Origin of the sequence: Cedecea davisae DSM 4568 (assembly GCF_000412335.2) — a bacterium.
Taxonomy (GTDB): Bacteria; Pseudomonadota; Gammaproteobacteria; order Enterobacterales; family Enterobacteriaceae; genus Cedecea; species Cedecea davisae.
This window is the reverse complement of record NZ_KE161030.1, coordinates 2,270,154-2,291,786: the sequence shown is the minus strand read 5'-3', so window position 1 is coordinate 2,291,786 and position 21,633 is coordinate 2,270,154. Positions and strand designations below refer to the sequence as shown.

Genomic DNA, 21,633 nt, shown 5'->3' with positions numbered 1-21,633 from the left:
TGCTGCTCCCGGCAGCTCTACCCCGCCTGAAATGGGTCAAAGCCGGGGGCGCTGAGAGCCGGGGGCAAGGGCGTGGTTGTGGGACCTGAAGCTACTGTTATTTTCAGTATTGCTGTGGGCTAAAAGCGAGTCCCTGGTTCCGGCTTAAATCGCCTCCGTTTTCTCTCCGACTGACCAGGGGCCGGACGCCGGGAGCGGGCGGAGGCTGTGAGCGTCGGGAACGCATCGCAGCCGACCCAGGGCTGGGAGATAAAACGGAGGTTTACCGCTTGCGGCGATTTATCTCGCCGGGAGTCCGGGTGCTCAGGGGAGTGACGGTGACTCCCCTGAGACGTTCACCGATTCGGTGGCTGCATATAAAGCAGGTCTGGAAGTGAACGGAATCATCTTCGGGCGTGTATAAACGTCTGTAATCAGGAGAGATAACCTCTGTGACCATGATTATGTTCCGTTCACCCGTAAATCTGTTTTCTCTGCACGCGCAGAGAAAGGTGAACGTGTCAGGGGGAAATACGCCATTCCCCCTGACCACCCCCGGCGCCCGGCAAACTCATCGCCGCTAAAGCGGTAAACCCCCGGCTATCACCCAAACATTCGGGGTCGTTCGCGATCCGTTCCCGACGATCGCTCTCTTTCGCTGCTCCCGGCAGCTCCACCCCGCCTGAAATGGGTCAAAGCCGGGGACGATGAGAGCCGGGGACAAGGGCGTGGCTGCGGAATTTAAAGCGACGCGGAGTTTCAGAATGGCTGTGGGCTAAAAGCGAGTCCCTGGTTCCGGCTTAAATCGCCTCCGTTTTCTCTCCGACTGACCAGGGTCCGGACGCCGGGAGCGGGCGGAGGCTGTGAGCGTCGGGAACGCATCGCAGCCGACCCAGGGCTGGGAGATAAAACGGAGGTTTACCGCTTGCGGCGATTTATCTCGCCGGGAGTCCGGGTGCTCAGGGGAGTGACGGTGACTCCCCTGAGACGTTCACCGGTTCGGTGGCTGCATATAAAGCAGCGCTGGAAGTGACCGGAATCATCTACGGCCGTGCATAAACGGCTGTAACCCGGAGAGATAACTTCCGCAAGGTTGGTTATGCTCCGTTCCCGACGATCGCTCTCTTTCGCTGCTCCCGGCAGCTCCACCCCGCCTGCAATGGGTCAAAGCCGGGGACGATGAGAGCCAGGGGCAAGGGCATCGCTGCGGGCCTGAAGCGCGGCACTTGCTGCAAGGTGAGTAAAACTACAAGGCGAAATCACCGTGTAAACGGGCCACTAAAGTAAGAATCGAATAGCGGGCGACAATCTGCTGATGCTGGTTGGTGATATCCACCGCCCATTCCACCACGCCAACCGGCTTATCTTCCGCGCTTTTCTGCGGTTTTGCCGTTTTGCGTTTGCAGGTCAGGCGCACCTGAATGGTATCGTCAATTTTGACCGGCTCGATAAAACGCAGGTTTTCCATGCCGTAGTTGGCGATAACCGGGCCTACGCCTGGGTCAACAAACAGCCCGGCTGCGGCAGAGACAACAAAGTAGCCGTGTGCCACACGCTCTCCGAAGAAAGATTCCGCCGCCCCTATCTTGTCGGTATGAGCATAGAAACGGTCGCCGCTGAGGTTTGCGAAGTTCGCAATATCGGCCTCGGTAATCGTTCGGCGTGCTGTAAGAATACTTTCGCCGAGGCGCAGTTCTTCAAAGTGCTTGCGGAATGGGTGCACCGCATCTTCCTGAACTTTAGCGCCATAGTTCCACTGCTGGCTGATGGCGGCCAGCATCGTCGGGCTGCCCTGAATTGCCGTGCGCTGCATATAATGCTTCACCGCCCGCAGGCCTCCTAGTTCCTCGCCGCCGCCTGCTCGCCCGGGGCCACCGTGAACCAGCATTGGCAGCGGCGAGCCGTGGCCGGTAGATTCAACCGCTGACTCCTGGTTGAGTACCTGAATTCGGCCATGCGCGCGCGCCGCGCCAAGAATAAATTCGCGGGCGATTTTCTCGTCGGCCGTAACCAGCGTTCCGGCAAGGCTACCCTGGCCTGCGCAAGCCAGCGCCATGGCGTGGTTCATATCGCGATACGGCATAACGGTTGCCACCGGGCCGAAGGCCTCAAGCTCATGTACCGCAGGCGTTTCGTCCGGCTGCTGACAGAGCAGCAGGGTTGGCGGGAAGAATGCGCCGCGCAGCGAGGCATCAGCCTTGCCGCCGAGCACGGCTTCGCAACCGGCCTCGACAAGTTGATCGACTCTGCGCTGAACGTCTTCGCGCTGCTCCACGCTGACTAATGCGCCCATGCGCACGCCTTCCACTGCCGGATCGCCAGGCTGAATTTTTTCCAGTTTCACTTTCAGAGCGCTGACCACGGCATCAAGCTGCTTGTGGGGAACAATGATGCGACGGATAGCGGTACATTTCTGGCCTGATTTGGCGGTCATTTCGCGGACTATCTCACGAATAAACAAGGCAAATTCAGGCTGCTCCGGCGAAACATCCTCCGCAAGCACGCAGCAGTTAAGCGAGTCTGCCTCCATGGTGAACTGGATGGATCGGGCGACAATATTTGAGTGACAACGTAACTTTTGGCCGGTGCTGGCGGAGCCGGTGAAGGTCACCACATCCTGCTCGTCCAGCTGTTCGAAAAGGTTGCCAACGCCTCCGCAGATCAGGCTGATAGCGCCGTCCGGCACCAGGCCAGACTCAACAATCGACTTCACCATAGCATGAGTCAACTGCGCGCTGGCGGTGCCGGGTTTGATGATGGCTGGCATACCCGCGAGCCACGTCGGGGCCAGTTTTTCCAGCATGCCCCAGCAGGGGAAGTTAAAGGCGTTGATGTGCAGCGCCATGCCGGATTTTGAAGTCAGTACGTGGCGGGCGGCAAAGCCTCCTTGTTTTGACAGCGGAATTAACTCATCTTCCGGCCAGAGGATGTCGTCCGGCAGTTCGCGGTTGCCCATTCCCGCATAGGCAAAAAGGGTAGCAATGCCGCCTTCGATATCGACCCAGCTATCTGCTTTGGTTGCGCCGGTCTGGTAGGAAACCTCGTAAAACGCCTCTTTGTTTGCCATCAGATGTTTGGCAACCGCCTTTAGCATCGCCGCTCGTTGAATAAAGGTCATTTCCTGAAGCGCTTTGCCGCCTTGCTCTATGGCAAAGCGGCGCGCCTGCGCCATATCCGCACCTTCGCTGGTGACCTGCCACAAAGGTTCGCCGCTAACGGCATGAAAAATAGTTCTTTCTTTACCGTGACCGGTAAACCACTGCCCGGCCAGATAGCTGGTTAACTGTTGCATCACACTCTCCATAATTCACTGCATTTAATTCATATAGTGTTTGTTTTGTGAATCATAAAAATCAAGTCGTAATTTAATAATTTATTAACAGTGTGATTTTGTGTTTTATCCGTCATTAGGTTATCTCAATGATAAATAGATGTTTGTGGATATTTATCGTGATAAGCCTCACAAACGTGTGGTGATGGCTTTGCGATCTCCATTAACTTATCTGTAACTTTTAATCATTACGTGATTCACATTTTAACGACTTGTGGATTTGAACTGAATCATAAGGTGATGCCGTGACAGAACAACAACGCTTTGAGGAGCGGATCCGCCAGGAAACCGCTATTGAGCCTCAGGACTGGATGCCGGAGGCCTACCGTAAAACGCTGATTCGCCAGATTGGGCAGCACGCCCACTCTGAGATAGTTGGCATGCTGCCGGAGGGGAACTGGCTTACTCGCGCCCCAAGCCTGCGCCGTAAGGCAATATTGCTGGCAAAAGTGCAGGACGAGGCGGGGCACGGCCTTTACCTCTACAGCGCGGCCGAAACGCTGGGCTGTGCGCGGGAAGATCTCTACCAGAAGATGCTCGACGGCAAGATGAAGTATTCCTCAATCTTCAACTACCCGACGCTGAACTGGGCCGACATCGGTGTCATTGGCTGGCTGGTAGACGGGGCCGCCATCGTTAACCAGGTGGCGCTGTGCCGCACCTCTTATGGCCCTTATGCCAGAGCAATGGTGAAAATCTGCAAAGAAGAAAGTTTCCACCAGCGACAAGGATTTGAAGCCTGCGCGGTGCTGGCAAACGGCAGCCCCGAACAGCGTCAGATGTTGCAGGACGCCATCAACCGCTTCTGGTGGCCGGCGCTGATGATGTTTGGCCCGAACGACGACAACTCGCCAAACAGCGCACAAAGCCTGGCCTGGAAAATCAAACGTTTTGGCAATGATGAACTGCGCCAGCGCTTTGTGGACAACACCGTCCCGCAGGTTGAACTGCTGGGCATGACCGCACCGGACAAAGACCTGCACCTTGATGAAGAAAGCGGTCATTACCGCTTCGGTGAAATTGACTGGCAGGAATTTAATGAAGTGGTTGCCGGGCGCGGGGTCTGCAACGAAGAGCGCCTGGCCGCCAAACGTAAAGCCTGGGAAGAAGGGGCATGGGTGCGCGAAGCCGCCCTTGCGTATGCCGAAAAACAACAGGCACGCAACGCCGCCTGAAGGAGAGAAAAATGAGCAATGTCTACTGGCCGCTGTACGAAGTTTTTATCCGTAATAAAAAAGGATTATCCCACCGTCACGTAGGCAGCCTGCACGCCGCCGACGATCGTATGGCGCTGGAAAACGCCCGCGATGCTTATACCCGCCGCAGCGAAGGCTGCTCTATTTGGGTCGTCAAGGCCAGCGAGATAGTGGCTTCCCAGCCGGAAGAGCGCCCGGAATTCTTCGACCCCGCGGACAGCAAAGTTTACCGCCATCCCACTTTCTACACGCTGCCTGACGGCATCGAGCATATGTGAGGCAGCCAATGACACTCGATCCCGTAGCAACATACAGCCTGCGCCTCGGCGATACCTGCCTGGTGCTGGCCCAGCGCCTCAGCGCCTGGTGCGGCCATGCCCCTGAACTGGAAATCGATCTCGCGCTGGCAAATATCGGCCTCGACCTGCTGGGACAGGCCCGCAATTTCCTGACTTATGCGGCGGAACGTGAAGGCAGCGGTCTGGATGAAGACAAGCTGGCATTCGGGCGCGATGAACGCGAATACAAAAATCTGCTGCTGGCCGAGCAGCCAAACGGCGATTTTGCCGAAACTTTAATGCGCCAGTACCTGCTGGACGCCTGGCATGTCGCACTGTTCAGCCGCCTGGTGGACAGCAAAGACCAGCAGCTTGCGGCCATCTCTGCCAAAGCGATTAAAGAGGTGCGTTACCACCTGCGTTTTAGCCGCGGCTGGCTGCTGCGCCTGGGTAACGGGACGGCGTTGTCGCAAGAAAAAATGCAAAACGCCCTAAACAAACTGTGGCGCTTTAGCGGCGAAATGTTTGTCGCCGATGAGCTGGAGATTGAGCTGGCGGAGCAGGGCATTGCGGTTGACTCGAGGGCTCTCAGAGACGAATGGCTTCTGGAGGTCGTCGCCGGGCTGAGCGAAGCCTCGTTGCAGATACCGGCAGAAGCGCCGTACCGCACCGGCGGCAAGCAGGGCCTGCACACCGAACACCTCGGCCCGCTGCTGGCAGAAATGCAATACCTCCAGCGCGCTTATCCGAATCAGCAGTGGTAAGGAGAACAGGATGCAAACCGCAACGCTTCAACCCGCAGCCGTGCGCGACGTATGGCGCCTGCTTGGTGAGATAAGCGACCCGGAAATTCCGGTGCTGACCATCACCGACCTGGGCATGGTTCGCAGCGTGGAGCACCGGCAGGACGGCTGGCACATCGGCTTTACGCCGACTTATTCAGGCTGCCCGGCGACCGAGTTTTTACTCGCTGCGATTCGCGAAACGCTGGAAGCGGCGGAGCTAATCCCGGTGCATATCAAGCAGGTTCTGCATCCCGCATGGACAACAGACTGGATGACGCCGGAGGCTAAATCCCGACTGCGTGCCTACGGCATCAGTCCGCCTCAGGGGCATTCGTGCCACGCGACTCTGGCGGCACAGGTGACCTGTCCGCGCTGCGGCAGCGAGCACACCTCGCTGATTAGCGAATTCGGTTCCACGGCCTGTAAAGCGCTTTACCGCTGCGACAGCTGCCGCGAACCCTTTGATTACTTTAAATGTATTTGAGGTTGCCATGACGACGTTTCATTCCCTGAAAGTGGCGCGTATTGAACCTGAAACCCCGGAAGCGGTGGCTATCACTTTTGCCGTTCCCGACGAGCTGCGCGGCCATTATCGTTTTCGTCCCGGCCAGCACCTGACGTTGAAGGCGAAGCTGGGCGGCGAAGAGCTGCGCCGCTGTTACTCCATTTGCCGTGAGGAAAAGCCGGGCGAAATTTGCGTGGCGGTAAAAGCCATTGAAGGCGGGCGCTTTTCTCAATATGCATTAAGCGACCTGGCGGCAGGTATGTCGCTGGAAGTGATGGTTCCACAGGGGACATTTGGCTACCAGCCAAACCCGCAAACCACAGGCAATTATCTGGCGCTGGCGGTTGGCTCCGGCATTACGCCGATGCTGGCCATTATCGGCTCTACGCTCGCCGCTGAACCCCAAAGCCGCATCACGCTGGTTTATGGCAACCGCAGCAGCGGCAGCATGATGTTCCGCCAGGCGCTGGCCGATCTTAAAGACCGCTACCCGCAGCGGCTACAGCTTATCTATCTGTTCAGCCAGGAAAAGCCGGAAAGTGACCTGCTCAGCGGACGGCTGGACGGCGCGAAACTCCGGGCGCTGGGCGACCATTTGCTGGATCTCAAAGGCTTTGATCGCACCTTTATCTGCGGCCCGCAAAGCATGATGCAGGAAGCCGAGGCCACGCTGCTGGAGCTTGGCGTAGCGCAGCAGAATATCTATATCGAACACTTCAACACGCCGGGCATCACCCCGAGTTCCCGCTCGCGGGCGCAGGCCGCAGGCAAAGTTGTCACCCTGCGCCAGGACGGAGTCGCTCGCCAGATTACGCTTACCGCCGGGGACGAAAGCATTCTTGATGCGGCGCTGCGTCAGGGGGCTGACCTGCCGTATGCCTGCAAGGGCGGCGTCTGTGCCACCTGCCGCTGCAAAGTAATAAGCGGTGAAGTGGAAATGGGCGTCAACTACAGCCTGGAGCCGGATCAGCTGGCGGCGGGCTATGTGCTGAGCTGCCAGGCGCTGCCGAAGGGTGACGATGTGGTACTCGATTTTGACGCGCAGGGGCTGTGATGAGCGAAATATTGAGCCACCAGATCGGGCGAGTTTTAACCCTGACGCTGAACCGCCCCCAGGCGCGTAATGCCCTGAATAATGAGCTGTTGACGAAGCTCGCCGAAGCGCTGGAAGCGGCGCAGCAGGAGCAAAGCATTGGCGCCGTTGTTGTTGCAGGCAACGAACGTTTTTTTGCCGCCGGAGCGGATTTAAAAGAGATGGCGAGCCGCGATATGCCAGCCACGCTCAACGACCCGCGCCCGCAGCTTTGGGCGCACATTGAACGCTTTTCTAAACCGCTGATTACCGCCGTTAACGGCTATGCGCTCGGCGCAGGCTGCGAACTGGCATTGCTAAGCGACATTATTATTGCCGGGGATAATGCCCGCTTCGGCCTGCCGGAAATTACGCTCGGCATTATGCCGGGGGCAGGCGGTACGCAGCGGCTTATCCGCAGCGTAGGAAAAGCGCTGGCCTACCGCATGGTGCTGAGCGGCGAGCCAATTGATGCGCAGCGGGCCTTGCAGGCCGGGCTGGTTGCGGAGGTTCACCCTTCGGCGCTTACCCTCGAGTATGCACAAAAGCTGGCCGCGCAAATTGCCCGCCACGCTCCACTTGCGCTTCAGGCGGCAAAAACGGCTCTTCGTCAGGCTCAGGAAACTGGCCTTAATCAGGGACTGTTGCAGGAACGCCAGCTTTTTACCCTGCTAGCAGCCACCGAAGATCGCCATGAGGGCATTGCCGCCTTCCTGGAAAAACGACCTGCCGCCTTCAAAGGACGTTAATCATGAATTTTATTGTTAGCGATGTGCAAAACGGGGTAATGACCCTGACCCTGAACCGCCCGGAGCGCCTCAATAGTTTTAACGATGAGATGCACCGCCAGCTGGCGGAAGTTCTGACCCAGGCCGAACGCGATGAAACTATTCGCTGCCTGTTGATTACCGGCGCGGGGCGCGGGTTCTGTGCCGGGCAGGATCTTAATGACCGCAATGTTGACCCGAGCGGCGAAGTGCCCGATCTCGGCTATTCGGTAGAGACTTTCTATAACCCGCTGATGCGCCGCCTGGCTAAATTGCCAAAACCGGTCATCGCCGCGGTAAACGGCGTGGCTGCCGGAGCGGGCGCTACGCTTGCGCTGGGCTGCGATATGGTTATCGCCGCACGTTCGGCAAAATTCATTATGTCTTTCAGCAAGCTGGGCCTGGTTCCCGACTGCGGCGGCACCTGGTTTTTACCCCGCCTTACGGGCCGCGCCCGGGCAATGGGCCTGGCGCTGATGGGCGATACGCTTAGCGCCGAACAGGCTCACCAGTGGGGCATGATTTGGCAGGTAGTGGACGACGAGCAACTGGGCGATACCGCGCGCCAGCTGGCGACCCATTTTGCCAGCCAGCCGACCTTCGGCCTTGGGCTAATCAAAAAAGCGCTTTATGCCTCAGAAACCAACACGCTTGATGCCCAACTGGATCTGGAACGTGATTACCAGCGCCTCGCCGGGCGCAGCGAAGATTACCGTGAAGGCGTTTCTGCGTTTCTGGCCAGGCGCCCGGCAACCTTTAAGGGGAAATGATCATGCTGACGCCTGATGCAGTTATTGCGGTGATCGGCAGCGGCACAATGGGCGCGGGTATTGCGCAGGTTGCCGCCGGTGCCGGTCATCGCGTCTGGCTCTACGACATTCAGCCCGGCGCGGCTAAACGCGCCATCGACGGTATTGCCACCGCGCTCAGCGCCCGTGTGGCAAAGGGAAAGCTTGATGAAGCCAGCAGGCTGGCGACGGTGGCCCGTCTGCATGCGGCAGAAAAGCTGGCAGACCTGGCCGATGTTGGCCTGGTCATCGAAGCCGCCGCCGAGCAAATCGATATCAAACAAGCAATTTTCCGCGATCTTGCTGCAATTTGCTCTCCGGATGCGGTTTTTGCCAGTAATACCTCATCGATTTCAATTACCGCTCTCGCCAGTGGAATTGAAAACCCTCAGCGCGTGGCCGGACTGCACTTCTTTAATCCCGCGCCGGTCATGAAGCTGGTGGAAATTGTTAGCGGCCTGGAGACCTCTTCTGAGGTTGCCGGGCAGTTGAGCGAGCTGGCTCTGCGCTGGGGAAAACAGCCGGTGTGCTGCCAGTCCACGCCGGGCTTCATCGTTAACCGAGTGGCTCGTCCTTATTACGCCGAAGCGTGGCGAGCGCTGGAGGAGCAGGTTGCTCCTGCGGCAGTGATTGATGCCGCTTTACGTGAGGGCGCCGGTTTCCCGATGGGGCCGCTGGCGCTGACTGACCTGATTGGTCAGGACGTAAATTTTGCCGTGACCTGCTCGGTGTTTAACGCCTTCTGGCAGGAGCGCCGATTCCTGCCGTCCCTGGCTCAGCAAGAATTAGTGCTGGGCAAACGCCTCGGCAAGAAAACCGGGCAGGGCGTATACCGCTGGCCGCTGGATGTCCAGCCGGAATATCAGGCCGGGCAGCCGGACGATAACGCCGCTACGCAGGTGGTACATACGGGTAAAACGCTCGAGCTGGATGAAGTTCTGGTGGCGGTGACCAGCGGGATTACCGCAACGGCGCTGTCGGCAGAGCTAAAGCGCCCGGTGGTGCTGAGAGACAGGCTGGCCGACACCTCGCTGGAGATACTGGCGGCATCTGCATCGGTCACTTCTTTGCAGTTGGCGAAAGTTATTCATTATTTCCAGCAGCAGGGCAAGCGCGTGCTGGTGATTAAAGATTACCCCGGAATGCTGGTCTGGCGCACAGTCGCGATGCTGGCAAACGAGGCGCTGGATGCGCTGCAAAAAGGCGTCGCCAGCGAGGCGGATATCGATACCGCTATGCGCCTGGGCGTCAATTATCCGCAGGGGCCGCTCGCCTGGGGCGCAAAACTCGGCTGGCAGAACGTGCTAACGCTGCTGGAAAACCTCCAGCGCCACTACGGAGAAGAGCGTTACCGGCCAACCTCACTGTTGCGCCAGCGCGCGCTGCTGGAGAACCAACATGAGCACTAATGCATGGGCTAACGCCCGCGAAATGTACGCCCGCGACAACTGCGCAAAGCAAATGGGCATTGAAATCATCGAAATGGGCGAAGGGTTTGCGGTGCTGACCATGACGATTACCGCCGAAATGCTCAACGGGCACCAGACCTGCCACGGCGGGCAGCTTTTTACCCTTGCCGATACCGCTTTTGCCTACGCCTGCAACAGCCAGGGACTGGCGGCGGTCGCTTCGGGCTGCAATATCGATTTCATGCGCCCGGGTAAAGAAGGTGACCGCCTGAAAGCGGTGGCTCAGGTGCGCCATCAGGGACGGCAGACCGGGGTCTACGACATCGAAATTATCAATCAGGATGAGAAAACGCTGGCGCTGTTTCGCGGCCGTGCGCATCGCATCGGGACTACCGTTTCGGGAGCAAAATTATGAATCAGGCTTTTATATGCGACGGCGTTCGCACTCCGATTGGCCGATACGGCGGTGTGCTTTCCGGCGTGCGCGCGGATGATTTAGCGGCGATTCCTCTCCGGGAATTGCTGGCTCGTTACCCGAATCTGGACTGGAGCGCGGTGGACGACGTGATTTTCGGCTGTGCCAACCAGGCCGGAGAAGATAACCGCAACGTGGCGCGTATGGCGACCTTGCTGGCGGGATTAGGTCAGAGCGTGCCGGGCACCACTATTAACCGCCTGTGCGGCTCCGGGCTGGATGCCGTGGGCTTCGCTGCTCGTGCAATAAAAGCGGGCGACGCACAGCTGATGCTGGCGGGTGGAGTGGAGTCCATGTCGCGGGCGCCGTTTGTGATGGGCAAGGCCAGCTCGCCGTTTCAGCGCCAGGCGGAGATGTTCGACACTACCATCGGCTGGCGTTTTGTGAACCCGCTCATGGCCGCGCAATTTGGTACTGACAGCATGCCGGAAACGGCAGAGAATGTAGCGGAATTGTTAAATATAAGTCGTGCCGATCAGGATGCCTTCGCCTGGCGCAGCCAGCAGCGCACCGCGGAGGCTCAGCAGAAGGGAATTCTGGCCGGAGAGATTGTTCCGGTGACCCTTAGCGGGCGCAAGGGGGCGGTAACTGAAGTGCGTGAAGACGAGCATCCGCGAGCGGAAACGACGCTGGAACAGCTGGCAGGATTGAAGGCCCCGTTCCGTGCAAACGGCGTGGTAACGGCTGGTAACGCATCCGGGGTGAACGACGGGGCGGCGGCGCTGATTATTGCCAGCGAATCTGCCGCGTTACGTCAGGGTCTGACCCCGAAAACGCGAATTGTTGCTATGGCAACCGCAGGCGTCGAACCCCGTCTGATGGGGCTTGGCCCGGTTCCTGCGGTACGAAAAGTGTTGGAAATCGCCGGGCTCAGTATTCACGACATGGATTTAATTGAATTAAACGAAGCGTTCGCCGCGCAGGCGCTCGGCGTGCTTCGTCAACTGGGGCTCCCGGATGATGCCCCGCATGTGAATCCTAACGGCGGCGCCATCGCCTTAGGGCACCCGCTGGGGATGAGCGGAGCCAGACTGGCATTGACGGCCAGCCTGGAGCTGCACCGGCGCGGCGGGCGCTATGCCCTTTGCACCATGTGTATCGGTGTGGGTCAGGGTATTGCCCTGATCCTTGAGCGTGTGAGCTAATCAAACCTGCGAGTACCCTATAATGATAACCTCTGCAACCAAGCTGGAAACGATTGAAACCGCATCGCTGGATGAACTTCAGGCCCTGCAAACGGAGCGCATGAAGTGGACCCTGAATCACGCTTATAACAATGTCCCAATGTATAAACGTAAATTTGACGCCGTTGGCGTTCACCCTGATGATTTTAAAGAGCTGAAGGATATTCGCCTGTTTCCTTGCACCACTAAGCAGGATCTACGCGATAACTATCCTTTTGACACTTTCGCGGTGCCGATGGAACAAGTGGTGCGTATTCACGCATCTTCCGGCACCACCGGTAAACCCACGGTAGTGGGCTATACCCAGAACGATATCGATACCTGGGCTAACCTGGTTGCCCGTTCTCTGCGTGCCGCTGGCGGAACGCCCAAAGATAAAATCCACGTTTCCTACGGCTATGGCCTGTTTACCGGCGGGCTGGGTGCGCATTACGGCGCAGAAAGACTCGGTGCTACGGTGATCCCGATGTCCGGCGGCCAGACCGAAAAACAGGCGCAGCTGATCCGTGATTTTAAGCCGGATATGATTATGGTGACGCCATCCTGGTGCCTGAATCTGATTGAAGAGATGGAGCGCCAGATGGGCGGGGATGCCAGCGGCTGCTCCCTGCGGGTTGGTGTGTTTGGCGCGGAGCCGTGGACTAAAGCCATGCGCGCGGAAATAGAGCGTCGCCTGGGTATTACCGCCCTGGATATTTATGGCCTGTCGGAAGTGATGGGGCCAGGCGTTGCCATGGAGTGCCTCGAATCTCGCGACGGGCCGACCATCTGGGAAGATCATTTTTATCCGGAAATTGTCGATCCGCAGAGCGGCGTGCCGCTGGAAGACGGTGAGCAAGGCGAACTGCTGTTTACCACGCTCACCAAAGAAGCATTACCGGTTATTCGCTACCGCACGCGCGACCTGACGCGCCTACTGCCCGGCAGCGCGCGCACTATGCGCCGCATGGACCAAATCACCGGGCGTTCGGACGATATGCTGATTATCCGCGGGGTAAACGTCTTCCCGTCGCAGCTGGAAGAAGAGATCCTCAAATTCCAGCATCTTGCGCCGCACTATCAGCTGGAAGTGCATCGCCGCGGGCATCTCGACACCCTGGCAATCAAGGTGGAACTGAAGGAAAGCAGCCTCTATCTCAGCCATGAACAGCGCTGCGGCGTGTGCCACGAGCTGCGTCATCGCATCAAGTCGATGGTGGGGATTTCTACCGATATTACTATCGTTAACTGCGGCAGCCTGCCGCGTTCGGAAGGAAAGGCTATTCGGGTGTGCGACCTGCGCCAGGCGGCGAATCAGTAGCCGGGATTAATGCCCTCTCCCCGGGCCGGGAGAGGGTTCTGGCCTACTGTGCGGTAGGCTTCAGTAAAGTGTTTTCCGGCGTTTTTTTCGCCAAAAACTGATGCTGGAAAATGCACATGCGGATAGCGTCCCGATACTGGCCGTTAATAAAGAACTCGTGAATCAATTCGCCTTCCACAATAAAGCCCAGCTTCTTGTAGATATGCACCGCTTTTTCGTTCTCTTTATCGACAATCAAATACAGCTTATAGAGATTGAGCACGGTAAAACCGTAATCCATCGCCAGCTTGGCGGCGCGTGAGGCCAGGCCTTTGCCCTGATAATCCGGGGTAATAATTATCTGGAACTCCGCGCGGCGGTGAATATGGTCTATTTCTACCAGCTCCACCAGGCCGGCGTTCATGCCGTTGCAGTCGATAACGAAGCGGCGTTCGCTCTGGTCGTGAATGTGCTTGTCGTAAAGGTCGGAAAGCTCCACAAACGCTTCGTAAGGCTCTTCAAACCAGTAGCGCATCACGCTGGCATTGTTGTCCAGTTGGTGAACGAAGCGAAGATCTTCGCGCTCAAGCGGGCGAAGGCGAATTGTTAATTCCTGACTCATGGCTTGTCCTTGCGCAGATGGGGAAGGCTCCCGGCGGCAGGAGCCTTTAAAGACGAGTGAAATTATGGGTTAGCAATGCGGCCGGTACGGCGGTCCAGGCAGCGCATTGTGTTTGGCTCCCAGTAGACGTTGACGTTGGCGCTTTGCTGGCATTTGTCGAAGTTGTCCTGGGCGGCATCTTCTTTGTCCCAGTTTTTATCACCACGGGCAGATTCACGATCGAATACTTTTTCGTTGTGGCGGTTAATCTTCTGGCGCAGAGTGCGGGTGTCGTTCCACTGTTCTTTTTCTTCAGCGGCGCGCTGGCGGGTCAGCGAGTTTTCCTGACCGCCCACGGTGTTGCCGGAGCCTGGCTGGACGACGACAACGTTCGTATCTGCCTGCACCGGAACGGAAACCATGAGCGCTGCACCCAGCAAGGCTAACGGCATCCATGACAGAGGCTTACGAAGGATTGAGTTCATTGCAATTTCCTTTTAGGGTTAAGCAGTTTTCAGAGCGAATAATACCATTCGTCCAGGATTGCGCCTATATGCGTCAATCTTCTGCAACCATTATTACTGAATAAATCACAATATGATCAAAACGACATTGCTGTTTTTTGCCACCGCGCTTGCGGAAATTATCGGCTGTTTTCTGCCCTGGCTATGGTTGAGGCGAGGCGGTTCGGTGTTGTTACTGCTGCCTGCTGCGCTCTCTCTGGCGATTTTTGTCTGGCTGTTAACGCTGCATCCGGCGGCGAGCGGCAGGGTATATGCGGCCTATGGCGGAGTCTATGTGGTCACCGCGCTGCTCTGGCTGCGCATTGTTGATGGCGTAAAACTTAGCGTTTATGACTGGACCGGGGCGGCCATTGCCTTCTGCGGCATGCTGATTATCGTCGCCGGCTGGGGCCGGGCCTGATTCTCTTTTTTTTCCCTTCAATCCTCTTCCCATTTCGGATGTATACGTTGCATTGAGTCATACATAAAGTGTGACTCATCTTCGGATATCATTATTTGCATACTTGTATGGTAGTTGCGTTGAAGGTAGTTTCTGCCTCAATAATTGTCGCCGCTGCAATCTGCCGCAAGGAATCAGGTAATGAAAATAGTGAGTGCCGAGGTGTTTGTCACCTGCCCGGGGCGTAACTTTGTCACGCTGAAAATAACCACCGATGAGGGAATAACCGGGCTGGGGGATGCCACGCTCAACGGGCGTGAATTGCCGGTCGCCTCCTATCTGCGGGATCACGTCTGCCCGCAGCTTATAGGCCGCGATGCCCAGCGCATCGAAGATATCTGGCAGTTTTTCTACAAAGGCGCCTACTGGCGGCGCGGGCCGGTCACAATGTCTGCCATTTCGGCTGTGGATATGGCGCTGTGGGATATTAAAGCCAAGGCCGCCGGAATGCCGCTCTACCAGCTTTTGGGTGGGGCGTCGCGCGAAGGCGTCATGGTCTATTGCCACACCACAGGGCACTCCATTGATGAAGTGCTGGAAGACTATGCCCGCCATAAAGAGATGGGTTTCAAAGCTATTCGTGTCCAGTGCGGCGTGCCGGGCATGAAAACGACTTACGGTATGGCGAAAGGCAAAGGGCAGGCATATGAGCCAGCGACCAAGGGTGACTGGCCGGAAGAGCAGCTGTGGTCTACGGAAAAATACCTCGACTTTACGCCAAAGCTGTTTGATGCGGTTCGCTCGAAGTTTGGCTTCGAGGAGCATCTGCTGCACGACATGCACCATCGGCTGACGCCGATAGAAGCCGCGCGTTTTGGCAAAAGCGTTGAGGACTACCGCCTGTTCTGGATGGAAGATCCAACGCCTGCGGAGAACCAGGAGTGCTTCCGCCTGATTCGCCAGCACACGGTGACGCCAATTGCCGTGGGAGAAGTGTTCAACAGCATCTGGGACTGCAAGCAGCTGATTGAAGAGCAGCTTATCGATTATATCCGCACCACCATCACCCACGCGGGCGGGATTACCGGCATGCGCCGTATTGCCGATTTTGCCTCATTGTACCAGGTCCGCACCGGCTCGCATGGGCCGTCCGATCTCTCACCGGTCTGCATGGCCGCGGCGCTGCATTTTGACCTCTGGGTGCCGAATTTTGGCGTGCAGGAATATATGGGTTATTCAGAGCAGATGCTGGAAGTCTTCCCCCATAGCTGGTCGTTCGACAGCGGCTATATGCATCCCGGCAATAAGCCCGGCCTCGGCATCGAATTTGACGAAAAGCTGGCGGCTAAATATCCCTACGAACCAGCCTATCTTCCGGTGGCTCGCCTGGAAGACGGCACGCTCTGGAACTGGTGATCGAGCCTTTATCGAAACTGGATGGAGTAAAAATAATGCAATCTATTACCGTCAGAACCCCGAATGATTTAGTTATCGAAGAGCGCGAAGACCCGCACCCGGAGGCGGGCGAGGTGCGAATGCGTGTTGCCAGTGCGGGAATTTGCGGCTCGGACCTGCACATCTGGCGCGGGCATAATCCTTTTGCTAAATACCCACGCGTGATCGGACATGAATTCTTTGGCCACGTTGATGCCGTTGGCGAGGGCGTTGACACAAATCTGCTCGGGGCGCGAGTGGCGGGGGACCCGGTAGTAAGCTGCGGGCGCTGCTATCCTTGCTCCGTCGGGCGGCCTAACGTCTGCGAAGAACTCCAGGTTATCGGCGTGCACCGCGACGGCGGCTTCAGCGAATACGTGACGCTCCCCGCTAAAAATGTCCACATTGTGCCGGATGCAATCTCTGACGATGAAGCGACGATGATTGAGCCTTTTACCATCGCCGCCAATCTTTGCAGCCAGCTGACTCCCGGCAAGCTGGATACCGCCCTGGTATACGGCGCAGGGCCGATGGGACTGACCTGTATTCAGGCGCTGCGCGGCGTGTATGGCGTAAAAGAGGTGATTGCCGTCGACCGCATTGAGGAACGCCTGCAAATGGCAAAAACCTGCGGCGCGGATCGCGTTATCAACAACGCAGGGCTGGATCTGGTTGAAGAGCTCACCGTGCTTGGCATCCTCCCGACGGTTATTATCGATGCAGCCTGCCATCCTTCCATTCTGCCGGAGGCGATTCGCCTCGCATCCCCTGCGGCGCGTATCGGCATTATGGGTTTTGCCTCCGAACCCTGCGTCATTAGCCAGCAGGGCATTACCAGCAAAGAGCTAACTATCTATAGCTCCCGTCTCAACAGTAATCGCTTTTCTCAGGTCATCAGCTGGATGCTGGCCGGGCTTATTCAGCCTAAAAAACTAATCACTCATCATTTTAATTATGTTCAGATTATTGAGGCGATGGAAACCTTCGAAAAAGACCAGCAGCACTGCTGTAAGGTCTTATTGAATTTCTGAGCCACAGCTGCTGTTTCTGAATATTTTCTGTACCTACAACAATAAATTTCAGAGATCAGAACTATGACGACAACCCTATTAAATCCGCAACAGCCGGAAAGAAGCACTTCAGACTTGATAAAGGCCGCCGTTTCAGGCTGGCTGGGCACCGCGCTGGAATTCATGGACTTCCAGCTTTACTCTCTTGGCGCAGCACTGGTGTTTCACGAAATATTTTTCCCGGAGCAGTCTGCTGCCATGGCATTAATTCTGGCAATGGGAACCTACGGTGCAGGTTATATTGCCAGGATAGTCGGGGCTTTTATTTTTGGCCGTATGGGTGACACCATCGGGCGTAAAAAAGTCCTGTTTATTACCATCACTATGATGGGGATTTGCACCACGCTGATTGGCGTATTACCGACGTACGCACAAATCGGGATTTTTGCACCGCTGCTGCTGGTTGCCTTGCGTATTATACAGGGGCTGGGGGCGGGAGCCGAGATTTCCGGAGCGGGAACAATGCTGGCGGAATATGCGCCAAAGGGCAGGCGCGGCATTATTTCTTCCCTGGTCGCTATGGGCACCAACTGCGGTACGTTATCGGCTACGGCAATCTGGGCGGTGATGTTCTTTGTGCTGGATAAAGAACAGCTGCTGGCGTGGGGCTGGCGCGTGCCGTTCCTCGCAAGCGCTGTGGTGATGATATTTGCGATCTGGCTGCGGCTTAACCTGAAAGAAAGCCCGGTGTTTGAGAAAGTCAGCGAGGAGGAGGCAACGGCTGGCGTAAAAGAGCGCGGCGACACCCATTCGCTTAGCGCCATGTTCACCAGCAAATCCTTCTGGCTGGCAACCGGCCTGCGGTTTGGTCAGGCGGGTAATTCAGGTCTGATCCAGACTTTCCTTGCGGGCTACCTTGTACAGACCCTGCTGTTTGATAAAAGCATTCCGACCGATGCCTTAATGATCAGCTCGGCTATCGGATTCATCACTATTCCGCTTCTTGGCTGGCTGTCCGACAAAGTGGGCCGCCGCGTACCTTATATCATCATCAATATTTCGGCGATTATTCTCGCCTGGCCAATGCTCTCGATGATTGTTGATAGCAGCAAGGGGGTAAGCGTGATTATGGCCTCCATTATCATCATTCATAACGTTGCTGTCCTGGGGCTGTTCGCGCTGGAGAACATCACGATGGCGGAAATGTTTGGCTCGCGTAATCGCTTTACCCGCATGGCCATTTCCAAGGAAGTGGGCGGGCTGGTGGCCGTTGGTTTCGGGCCGGTGCTGGCCGGTATTTTCGTTAATATGACGGATTCCTGGTGGCCCGTTGTGGTGATGCTGGTTTGTTACTCGATTATTGGGTTGCTTTCCGCGCTGTTGATGCCGGAGGTCAGGGATCGTGACCTTAGTATTGAGGAAGACGCCGCCGAACCCAAAGCCACGCCAGCGCTTGATCAAGCACGTAGCTACTGAAGCGCTATACACAGCGCAATCCACAGGAAATCTATTATGGAAAATAAATTACTCGCGGCCAGGGCGGTTGTTCCTGGCTACGACCGAAGCCGGCTGGTTACGCGCATCGTCCATCTCGGATTTGGGGCTTTCCACCGCGCACATCAGGCTGTGTACGCCGATATTCTGGCTGACGAGCACGGTAGCGACTGGGGGTATTGTGAGGTCAACTTAATCGGCGGTGAGCAGCAAATTGCTGACCTGAAACGGCAGGGTAACTTGTATAGCGTAGCGGAGATGTCTGCTGATGCCTGGCATACCCGTATAGTGGGCGTAGTGACACAGGCGCTGCATGCGAAGATGGATGGCATCGAAGCGGTGCTGGCCGCGCTAACCCAGCCTGAAGTAGCGATTGTCTCCCTGACGGTGACCGAAAAGGGCTACTGTCATTCCCCAGCAACCGGGGAATTACTGACCGATCATCCATTATTTATACATGACCTTGCCAACCTGCATCGGCCGCAGTCCGCACCGGGCGTAATTGTGGAGGCGCTGGCTCGGCGCAGAGCAGCAGGCCTTGGGGCATTCAGCGTGATGTCATGCGATAACATGCCGGAAAATGGCCGCATAACCCGCCGCGTGATTATCGCCTGGGCGAGAGCTATTGACGAGGAACTGGCAGCCTGGATTGAGGCCAGCGTGACTTTTCCCTCGACCATGGTTGACCGAATAGTTCCGGCCGTTACGCCGGAAACGCTTGCCCTAGTGGCGGAGCAAACTGGCGTAGCCGATTCGGTGGCGGTTGCCTGTGAGCCTTTCCGCCAATGGGTAATTGAAGACAACTTTGTTGCCGGTCGCCCGGCCTGGGAGCTTGCGGGTGCTGAGCTGGTCCGCGACGTGCTGCCGTTCGAAGAGATGAAGCTGCGAATGCTTAACGGTAGCCACTCCTTTCTGGCATACCTGGGTTATCTGGCAGGCTACAGGTATATTTCCGACTGCATGTGGGACGAAAATTATCGCCGTGTGGCAAAACGGTTGATGCTCGATGAGCAAGCGCCAACGCTCCGCGTGAGGGGCGTAGACCTGCAAATCTATGCTGATTCGCTCATTAGCCGTTATACCAACCCGGCTCTGCGGCATCTCACCTGGCAAATTGCGATGGACGGCAGCCAGAAGCTTCCTCAGCGCTGGCTGGATGCCGTTCGATGGCATATCGCCAACGGTAGCAGATACGATCTGCTGGCGCTCGGCGTTGCGGGCTGGTTGCGCTATGTGGGCGGCGTAGACGACCTGGGGGAGCCAATAGAAATTAGCGATCCGCTAGCGAGAGTGATTAAAAGTAAGGTGGTGCAAAGCGAAGAAGGGGCTGAGCGAGTCATCGCCCTGCTTGGTCTGGAAACTATCTTTGGGAAAGACCTGCCTGCGAACAGCGAATTTGTGGCGCTGGTAACCGAGTTGTATCTGGAACTGTGGGAAAACGGCGCAATGGCGACGGTAGCAAAGTTCTGATTTACCGGGCGGGGTAACCCGCCTGATGCTTATTTCGCTGTAGGGGAAATAAAATTACTCGTCGCTAAACCAGTCCTGTTTTTCCTGCCTGATTTGCAAGATAGACTGGCTTATTTCATGTAAATGGCGGTGCATTGCGGCATCAACTTCTTCTTCATTCTGAGCTTTCAGCGCATTAAAAATGTCGTGGTGCTGCTCCAGCAGCATCGCCGGGGGCGAAACGTGATCGAGGCTCATGTAACGCACACGATCCATAGTTGCTTTAATATTTTCGACCGTTTCCCACGCCAGGCTGCAATCCGCAATCAGCGCGAGCTGCTGGTGGAATTTATCGTCAAGAGAGAAAAAATCATCAATTTTACCGTCGCTGATAGCTACGCTTTGCTGATTGAGTAAATGCTCAAGCGTGAATAAATCCGAGTGGGTTACTTTCGTCGCCGCGCGTTTTACCACCGCTCTTTCGATGGCCTCGCGGATAAAACACCCGTTTTTTACGTGGCTGATGGATATTTTACTTACCCATGTGCCGCGCTGAGGGCGAATTTGCACCAGGCCCGTTTCCGCCAGTTTGATAAACGCTTCCCGCACCGGCTGGCGCGAGACGTCAAAGCGCAGCGAAACTTCTTTCTCCGAAAGTGGCGTACCTGGTGCTATCAGGCAGCGCACAATTTCGTGCCGCAGGATGCGATAAATTTGCTGATTTACCGGCTGAGTGGGATTGATTTCGCTGGAAAGTGGCATGCGTTTTTCTTATTAGAGCTTTTAGGCAAATTTAACATCGAATAACGTTAAAACCTATACCCGGAGTAATCATCCGGGTACAGGGGGAGGATTAACCTTCGCGGTGAATACTCAGCCCGGCAAAGGATTGGCTAACCGGCATCATCTCCAGCGTGTTGATGTTAACGTGCTTAGGCAGCGTTGCAACCCACCAGACCGCCTCGGTTACGTCTTCCGGGGTCAAAGCATTGGCATTTTCGTAGGTTTTACCCGCCATATCATCGTCGCCTTTGAAGCGTACGTTGGAAAACTCTGTGCCGCCAACCATGCCCGGCTCAATATCGGTCACGCGCACGGCGGTTTTATGCAGGTCGGTACGCAGGTTCAGGCTGAACTGGCGCACAAACGCCTTAGTTGCTCCATAGACGTTACCGCCCGCATACGGCCAGCTTCCTGCGGTGGAACCTATGTTGATGATATGGCCGCGATTGCGCTCGACCATGCCGGGGAGCACGGCGCGGGTCATGTAAACCAGGCCCTTGTTGTTGGTGTCGATCATTGTTTCCCAGTCGTCAACGTTGGCTTTGTGCGCTGGCTCCATGCCCAGCGCCAGACCGGCATTGTTCACCAGGATATCAATCTGCTGCCATGCGCCCGGCAGGCTTGCCAGCGCTTCTTCGATAGCGGCGCGGTTGCGCACATCGAGTTGCAGCGTCATCAGGTTATCCCCAAGCTCTTCTTTCAGCTCTATCAGGCGCTCCTGACGGCGGCCGGTGGCGATAACCTTATGGCCATTCTTAATAAAGCGGCGGGTAATGCTTTCACCGAAACCTGCCGTAGCGCCCGTAACCAGTACAATCATCTCTTCGTTCCTCAATGATTTTGTTTTCCCCTACATTAGCACGCCAGCGGGCTGCGGTAATCTTAGTTTTTATATTAAGAAACAGAGGCAA

At 56.6% G+C, this 21,633-nt stretch carries 21 protein-coding genes; 16 read left to right on the top strand and 5 right to left on the bottom strand.

From position 1 onward, the window contains the following. Positions 1-1,225: 1,225 nt before the first annotated feature. Positions 1,226-3,271, bottom strand: a complete 2,046-nt coding sequence (paaZ, locus tag HMPREF0201_RS10525) for a phenylacetic acid degradation bifunctional protein PaaZ (RefSeq protein ID WP_039898269.1) — start codon at positions 3,269-3,271, stop codon at positions 1,226-1,228. 284 nt (positions 3,272-3,555) lie between these two features. On the opposite strand from paaZ, the gene paaA reads away from it, so the two are divergent. From paaA to paaK, 11 genes are read left to right on the top strand one after another with little or no spacing between them, the layout of a single operon-like run. Continuing rightward, positions 3,556-4,485 carry a 1,2-phenylacetyl-CoA epoxidase subunit PaaA gene (gene paaA / locus HMPREF0201_RS10520; protein ID WP_016536605.1) on the top strand — a complete coding sequence of 310 codons (930 nt, stop codon included), beginning with the start codon at positions 3,556-3,558 and terminating at the stop codon, positions 4,483-4,485. A gap of 11 nt (positions 4,486-4,496) precedes the next feature. Then, positions 4,497-4,784 (top strand): 1,2-phenylacetyl-CoA epoxidase subunit PaaB, encoded by a 288-nt coding sequence (gene paaB / locus HMPREF0201_RS10515; protein ID WP_016536604.1) that lies wholly within the window; start codon positions 4,497-4,499, stop codon positions 4,782-4,784. Positions 4,785-4,792: 8 nt separating this feature from the next. Beyond that, on the top strand, positions 4,793-5,548 hold the full coding sequence (gene paaC / locus HMPREF0201_RS10510) for a 1,2-phenylacetyl-CoA epoxidase subunit PaaC (protein ID WP_016536603.1): 756 nt from the start codon (positions 4,793-4,795) through the stop codon (positions 5,546-5,548). Positions 5,549-5,558: 10 nt separating this feature from the next. Continuing rightward, entirely contained in the window at positions 5,559-6,053 is a 495-nt protein-coding gene (gene paaD / locus HMPREF0201_RS10505; RefSeq protein ID WP_016536602.1) for a 1,2-phenylacetyl-CoA epoxidase subunit PaaD, read from the top strand. Between the two features lie 7 nt (positions 6,054-6,060). Next, on the top strand, positions 6,061-7,128 hold the full coding sequence (gene paaE / locus HMPREF0201_RS10500; protein WP_016536601.1) for a 1,2-phenylacetyl-CoA epoxidase subunit PaaE: 1,068 nt from the start codon (positions 6,061-6,063) through the stop codon (positions 7,126-7,128). Next, the gene (paaF, locus tag HMPREF0201_RS10495) at positions 7,128-7,895 is read left to right on the top strand and encodes a 2,3-dehydroadipyl-CoA hydratase PaaF (RefSeq protein ID WP_016536600.1); all 768 of its coding nucleotides are present in this window, start codon (positions 7,128-7,130) and stop codon (positions 7,893-7,895) included. The genes paaE and paaF overlap by 1 nt, the downstream gene beginning before the upstream one ends. Continuing rightward, on the top strand, positions 7,895-8,683 hold the full coding sequence (paaG, locus tag HMPREF0201_RS10490; protein WP_115586241.1) for a 2-(1,2-epoxy-1,2-dihydrophenyl)acetyl-CoA isomerase PaaG: 789 nt from the start codon (positions 7,895-7,897) through the stop codon (positions 8,681-8,683). The genes paaF and paaG overlap by 1 nt, the downstream gene beginning before the upstream one ends. Before the next feature lie 2 nt (positions 8,684-8,685). Further along, complete coding sequence (locus HMPREF0201_RS10485; protein ID WP_039898267.1) at positions 8,686-10,110, top strand: 3-hydroxyacyl-CoA dehydrogenase; 1,425 nt, start codon at positions 8,686-8,688, stop codon at positions 10,108-10,110. Beyond that, entirely contained in the window at positions 10,100-10,525 is a 426-nt protein-coding gene (gene paaI / locus HMPREF0201_RS10480) for a hydroxyphenylacetyl-CoA thioesterase PaaI (RefSeq protein ID WP_016536597.1), read from the top strand. Before HMPREF0201_RS10485 ends, paaI begins: the two co-directional genes overlap by 11 nt. Then, positions 10,522-11,730, top strand: a complete 1,209-nt coding sequence (gene pcaF / locus HMPREF0201_RS10475; RefSeq protein ID WP_016536596.1) for a 3-oxoadipyl-CoA thiolase — start codon at positions 10,522-10,524, stop codon at positions 11,728-11,730. Before paaI ends, pcaF begins: the two co-directional genes overlap by 4 nt. A 22-nt stretch (positions 11,731-11,752) precedes the next feature. Next, complete coding sequence (paaK, locus tag HMPREF0201_RS10470) at positions 11,753-13,069, top strand: phenylacetate--CoA ligase PaaK (protein ID WP_016536595.1); 1,317 nt, start codon at positions 11,753-11,755, stop codon at positions 13,067-13,069. Positions 13,070-13,112: 43 nt separating this feature from the next. Here the strand turns inward: paaK and speG are convergent, their stop codons facing one another. Continuing rightward, a complete protein-coding gene (speG, locus tag HMPREF0201_RS10465; protein ID WP_016536594.1) occupies positions 13,113-13,670 on the bottom strand; it encodes a spermidine N1-acetyltransferase in 558 nt (185 codons plus the stop codon). A 62-nt stretch (positions 13,671-13,732) separates the two neighbouring features. Continuing rightward, a complete protein-coding gene (locus HMPREF0201_RS10460) occupies positions 13,733-14,134 on the bottom strand; it encodes a DUF1283 domain-containing protein (protein WP_016536593.1) in 402 nt (133 codons plus the stop codon). A gap of 112 nt (positions 14,135-14,246) precedes the next feature. Here HMPREF0201_RS10460 and HMPREF0201_RS10455 point away from each other — a divergent pair, with 112 nt between their 5' ends. The 5 genes from HMPREF0201_RS10455 to HMPREF0201_RS10435 all read left to right on the top strand — a co-directional run bounded on the left by HMPREF0201_RS10455 (position 14,247) and on the right by HMPREF0201_RS10435 (position 19,960). Further along, positions 14,247-14,573: a YnfA family protein gene (locus HMPREF0201_RS10455; RefSeq protein ID WP_016536592.1), complete on the top strand. Its 327-nt coding sequence runs from the start codon at positions 14,247-14,249 to the stop codon at positions 14,571-14,573. A gap of 180 nt (positions 14,574-14,753) precedes the next feature. Then, the gene (gene manD / locus HMPREF0201_RS10450) at positions 14,754-15,968 is read left to right on the top strand and encodes a D-mannonate dehydratase ManD (RefSeq protein WP_016536591.1); all 1,215 of its coding nucleotides are present in this window, start codon (positions 14,754-14,756) and stop codon (positions 15,966-15,968) included. Positions 15,969-16,003: 35 nt separating this feature from the next. Beyond that, positions 16,004-17,017 (top strand): Zn-dependent oxidoreductase, encoded by a 1,014-nt coding sequence (locus HMPREF0201_RS10445; RefSeq protein WP_039898265.1) that lies wholly within the window; start codon positions 16,004-16,006, stop codon positions 17,015-17,017. A 63-nt stretch (positions 17,018-17,080) separates the two neighbouring features. Then, positions 17,081-18,472, top strand: coding sequence for an MFS transporter (locus HMPREF0201_RS10440; protein WP_016536589.1), 1,392 nt, complete (start codon positions 17,081-17,083; stop codon positions 18,470-18,472). Positions 18,473-18,508: 36 nt separating this feature from the next. Then, entirely contained in the window at positions 18,509-19,960 is a 1,452-nt protein-coding gene (locus HMPREF0201_RS10435; protein ID WP_016536588.1) for a mannitol dehydrogenase family protein, read from the top strand. Positions 19,961-20,014: 54 nt separating this feature from the next. On the opposite strand, the gene HMPREF0201_RS10430 is transcribed toward HMPREF0201_RS10435, so the two are convergent. Then, on the bottom strand, positions 20,015-20,701 hold the full coding sequence (locus tag HMPREF0201_RS10430) for a GntR family transcriptional regulator (protein ID WP_016536587.1): 687 nt from the start codon (positions 20,699-20,701) through the stop codon (positions 20,015-20,017). Positions 20,702-20,792: 91 nt separating this feature from the next. Next, on the bottom strand, positions 20,793-21,542 hold the full coding sequence (gene ydfG / locus HMPREF0201_RS10425; RefSeq protein ID WP_016536586.1) for a bifunctional NADP-dependent 3-hydroxy acid dehydrogenase/3-hydroxypropionate dehydrogenase YdfG: 750 nt from the start codon (positions 21,540-21,542) through the stop codon (positions 20,793-20,795). Positions 21,543-21,633: the final 91 nt, after the last annotated feature.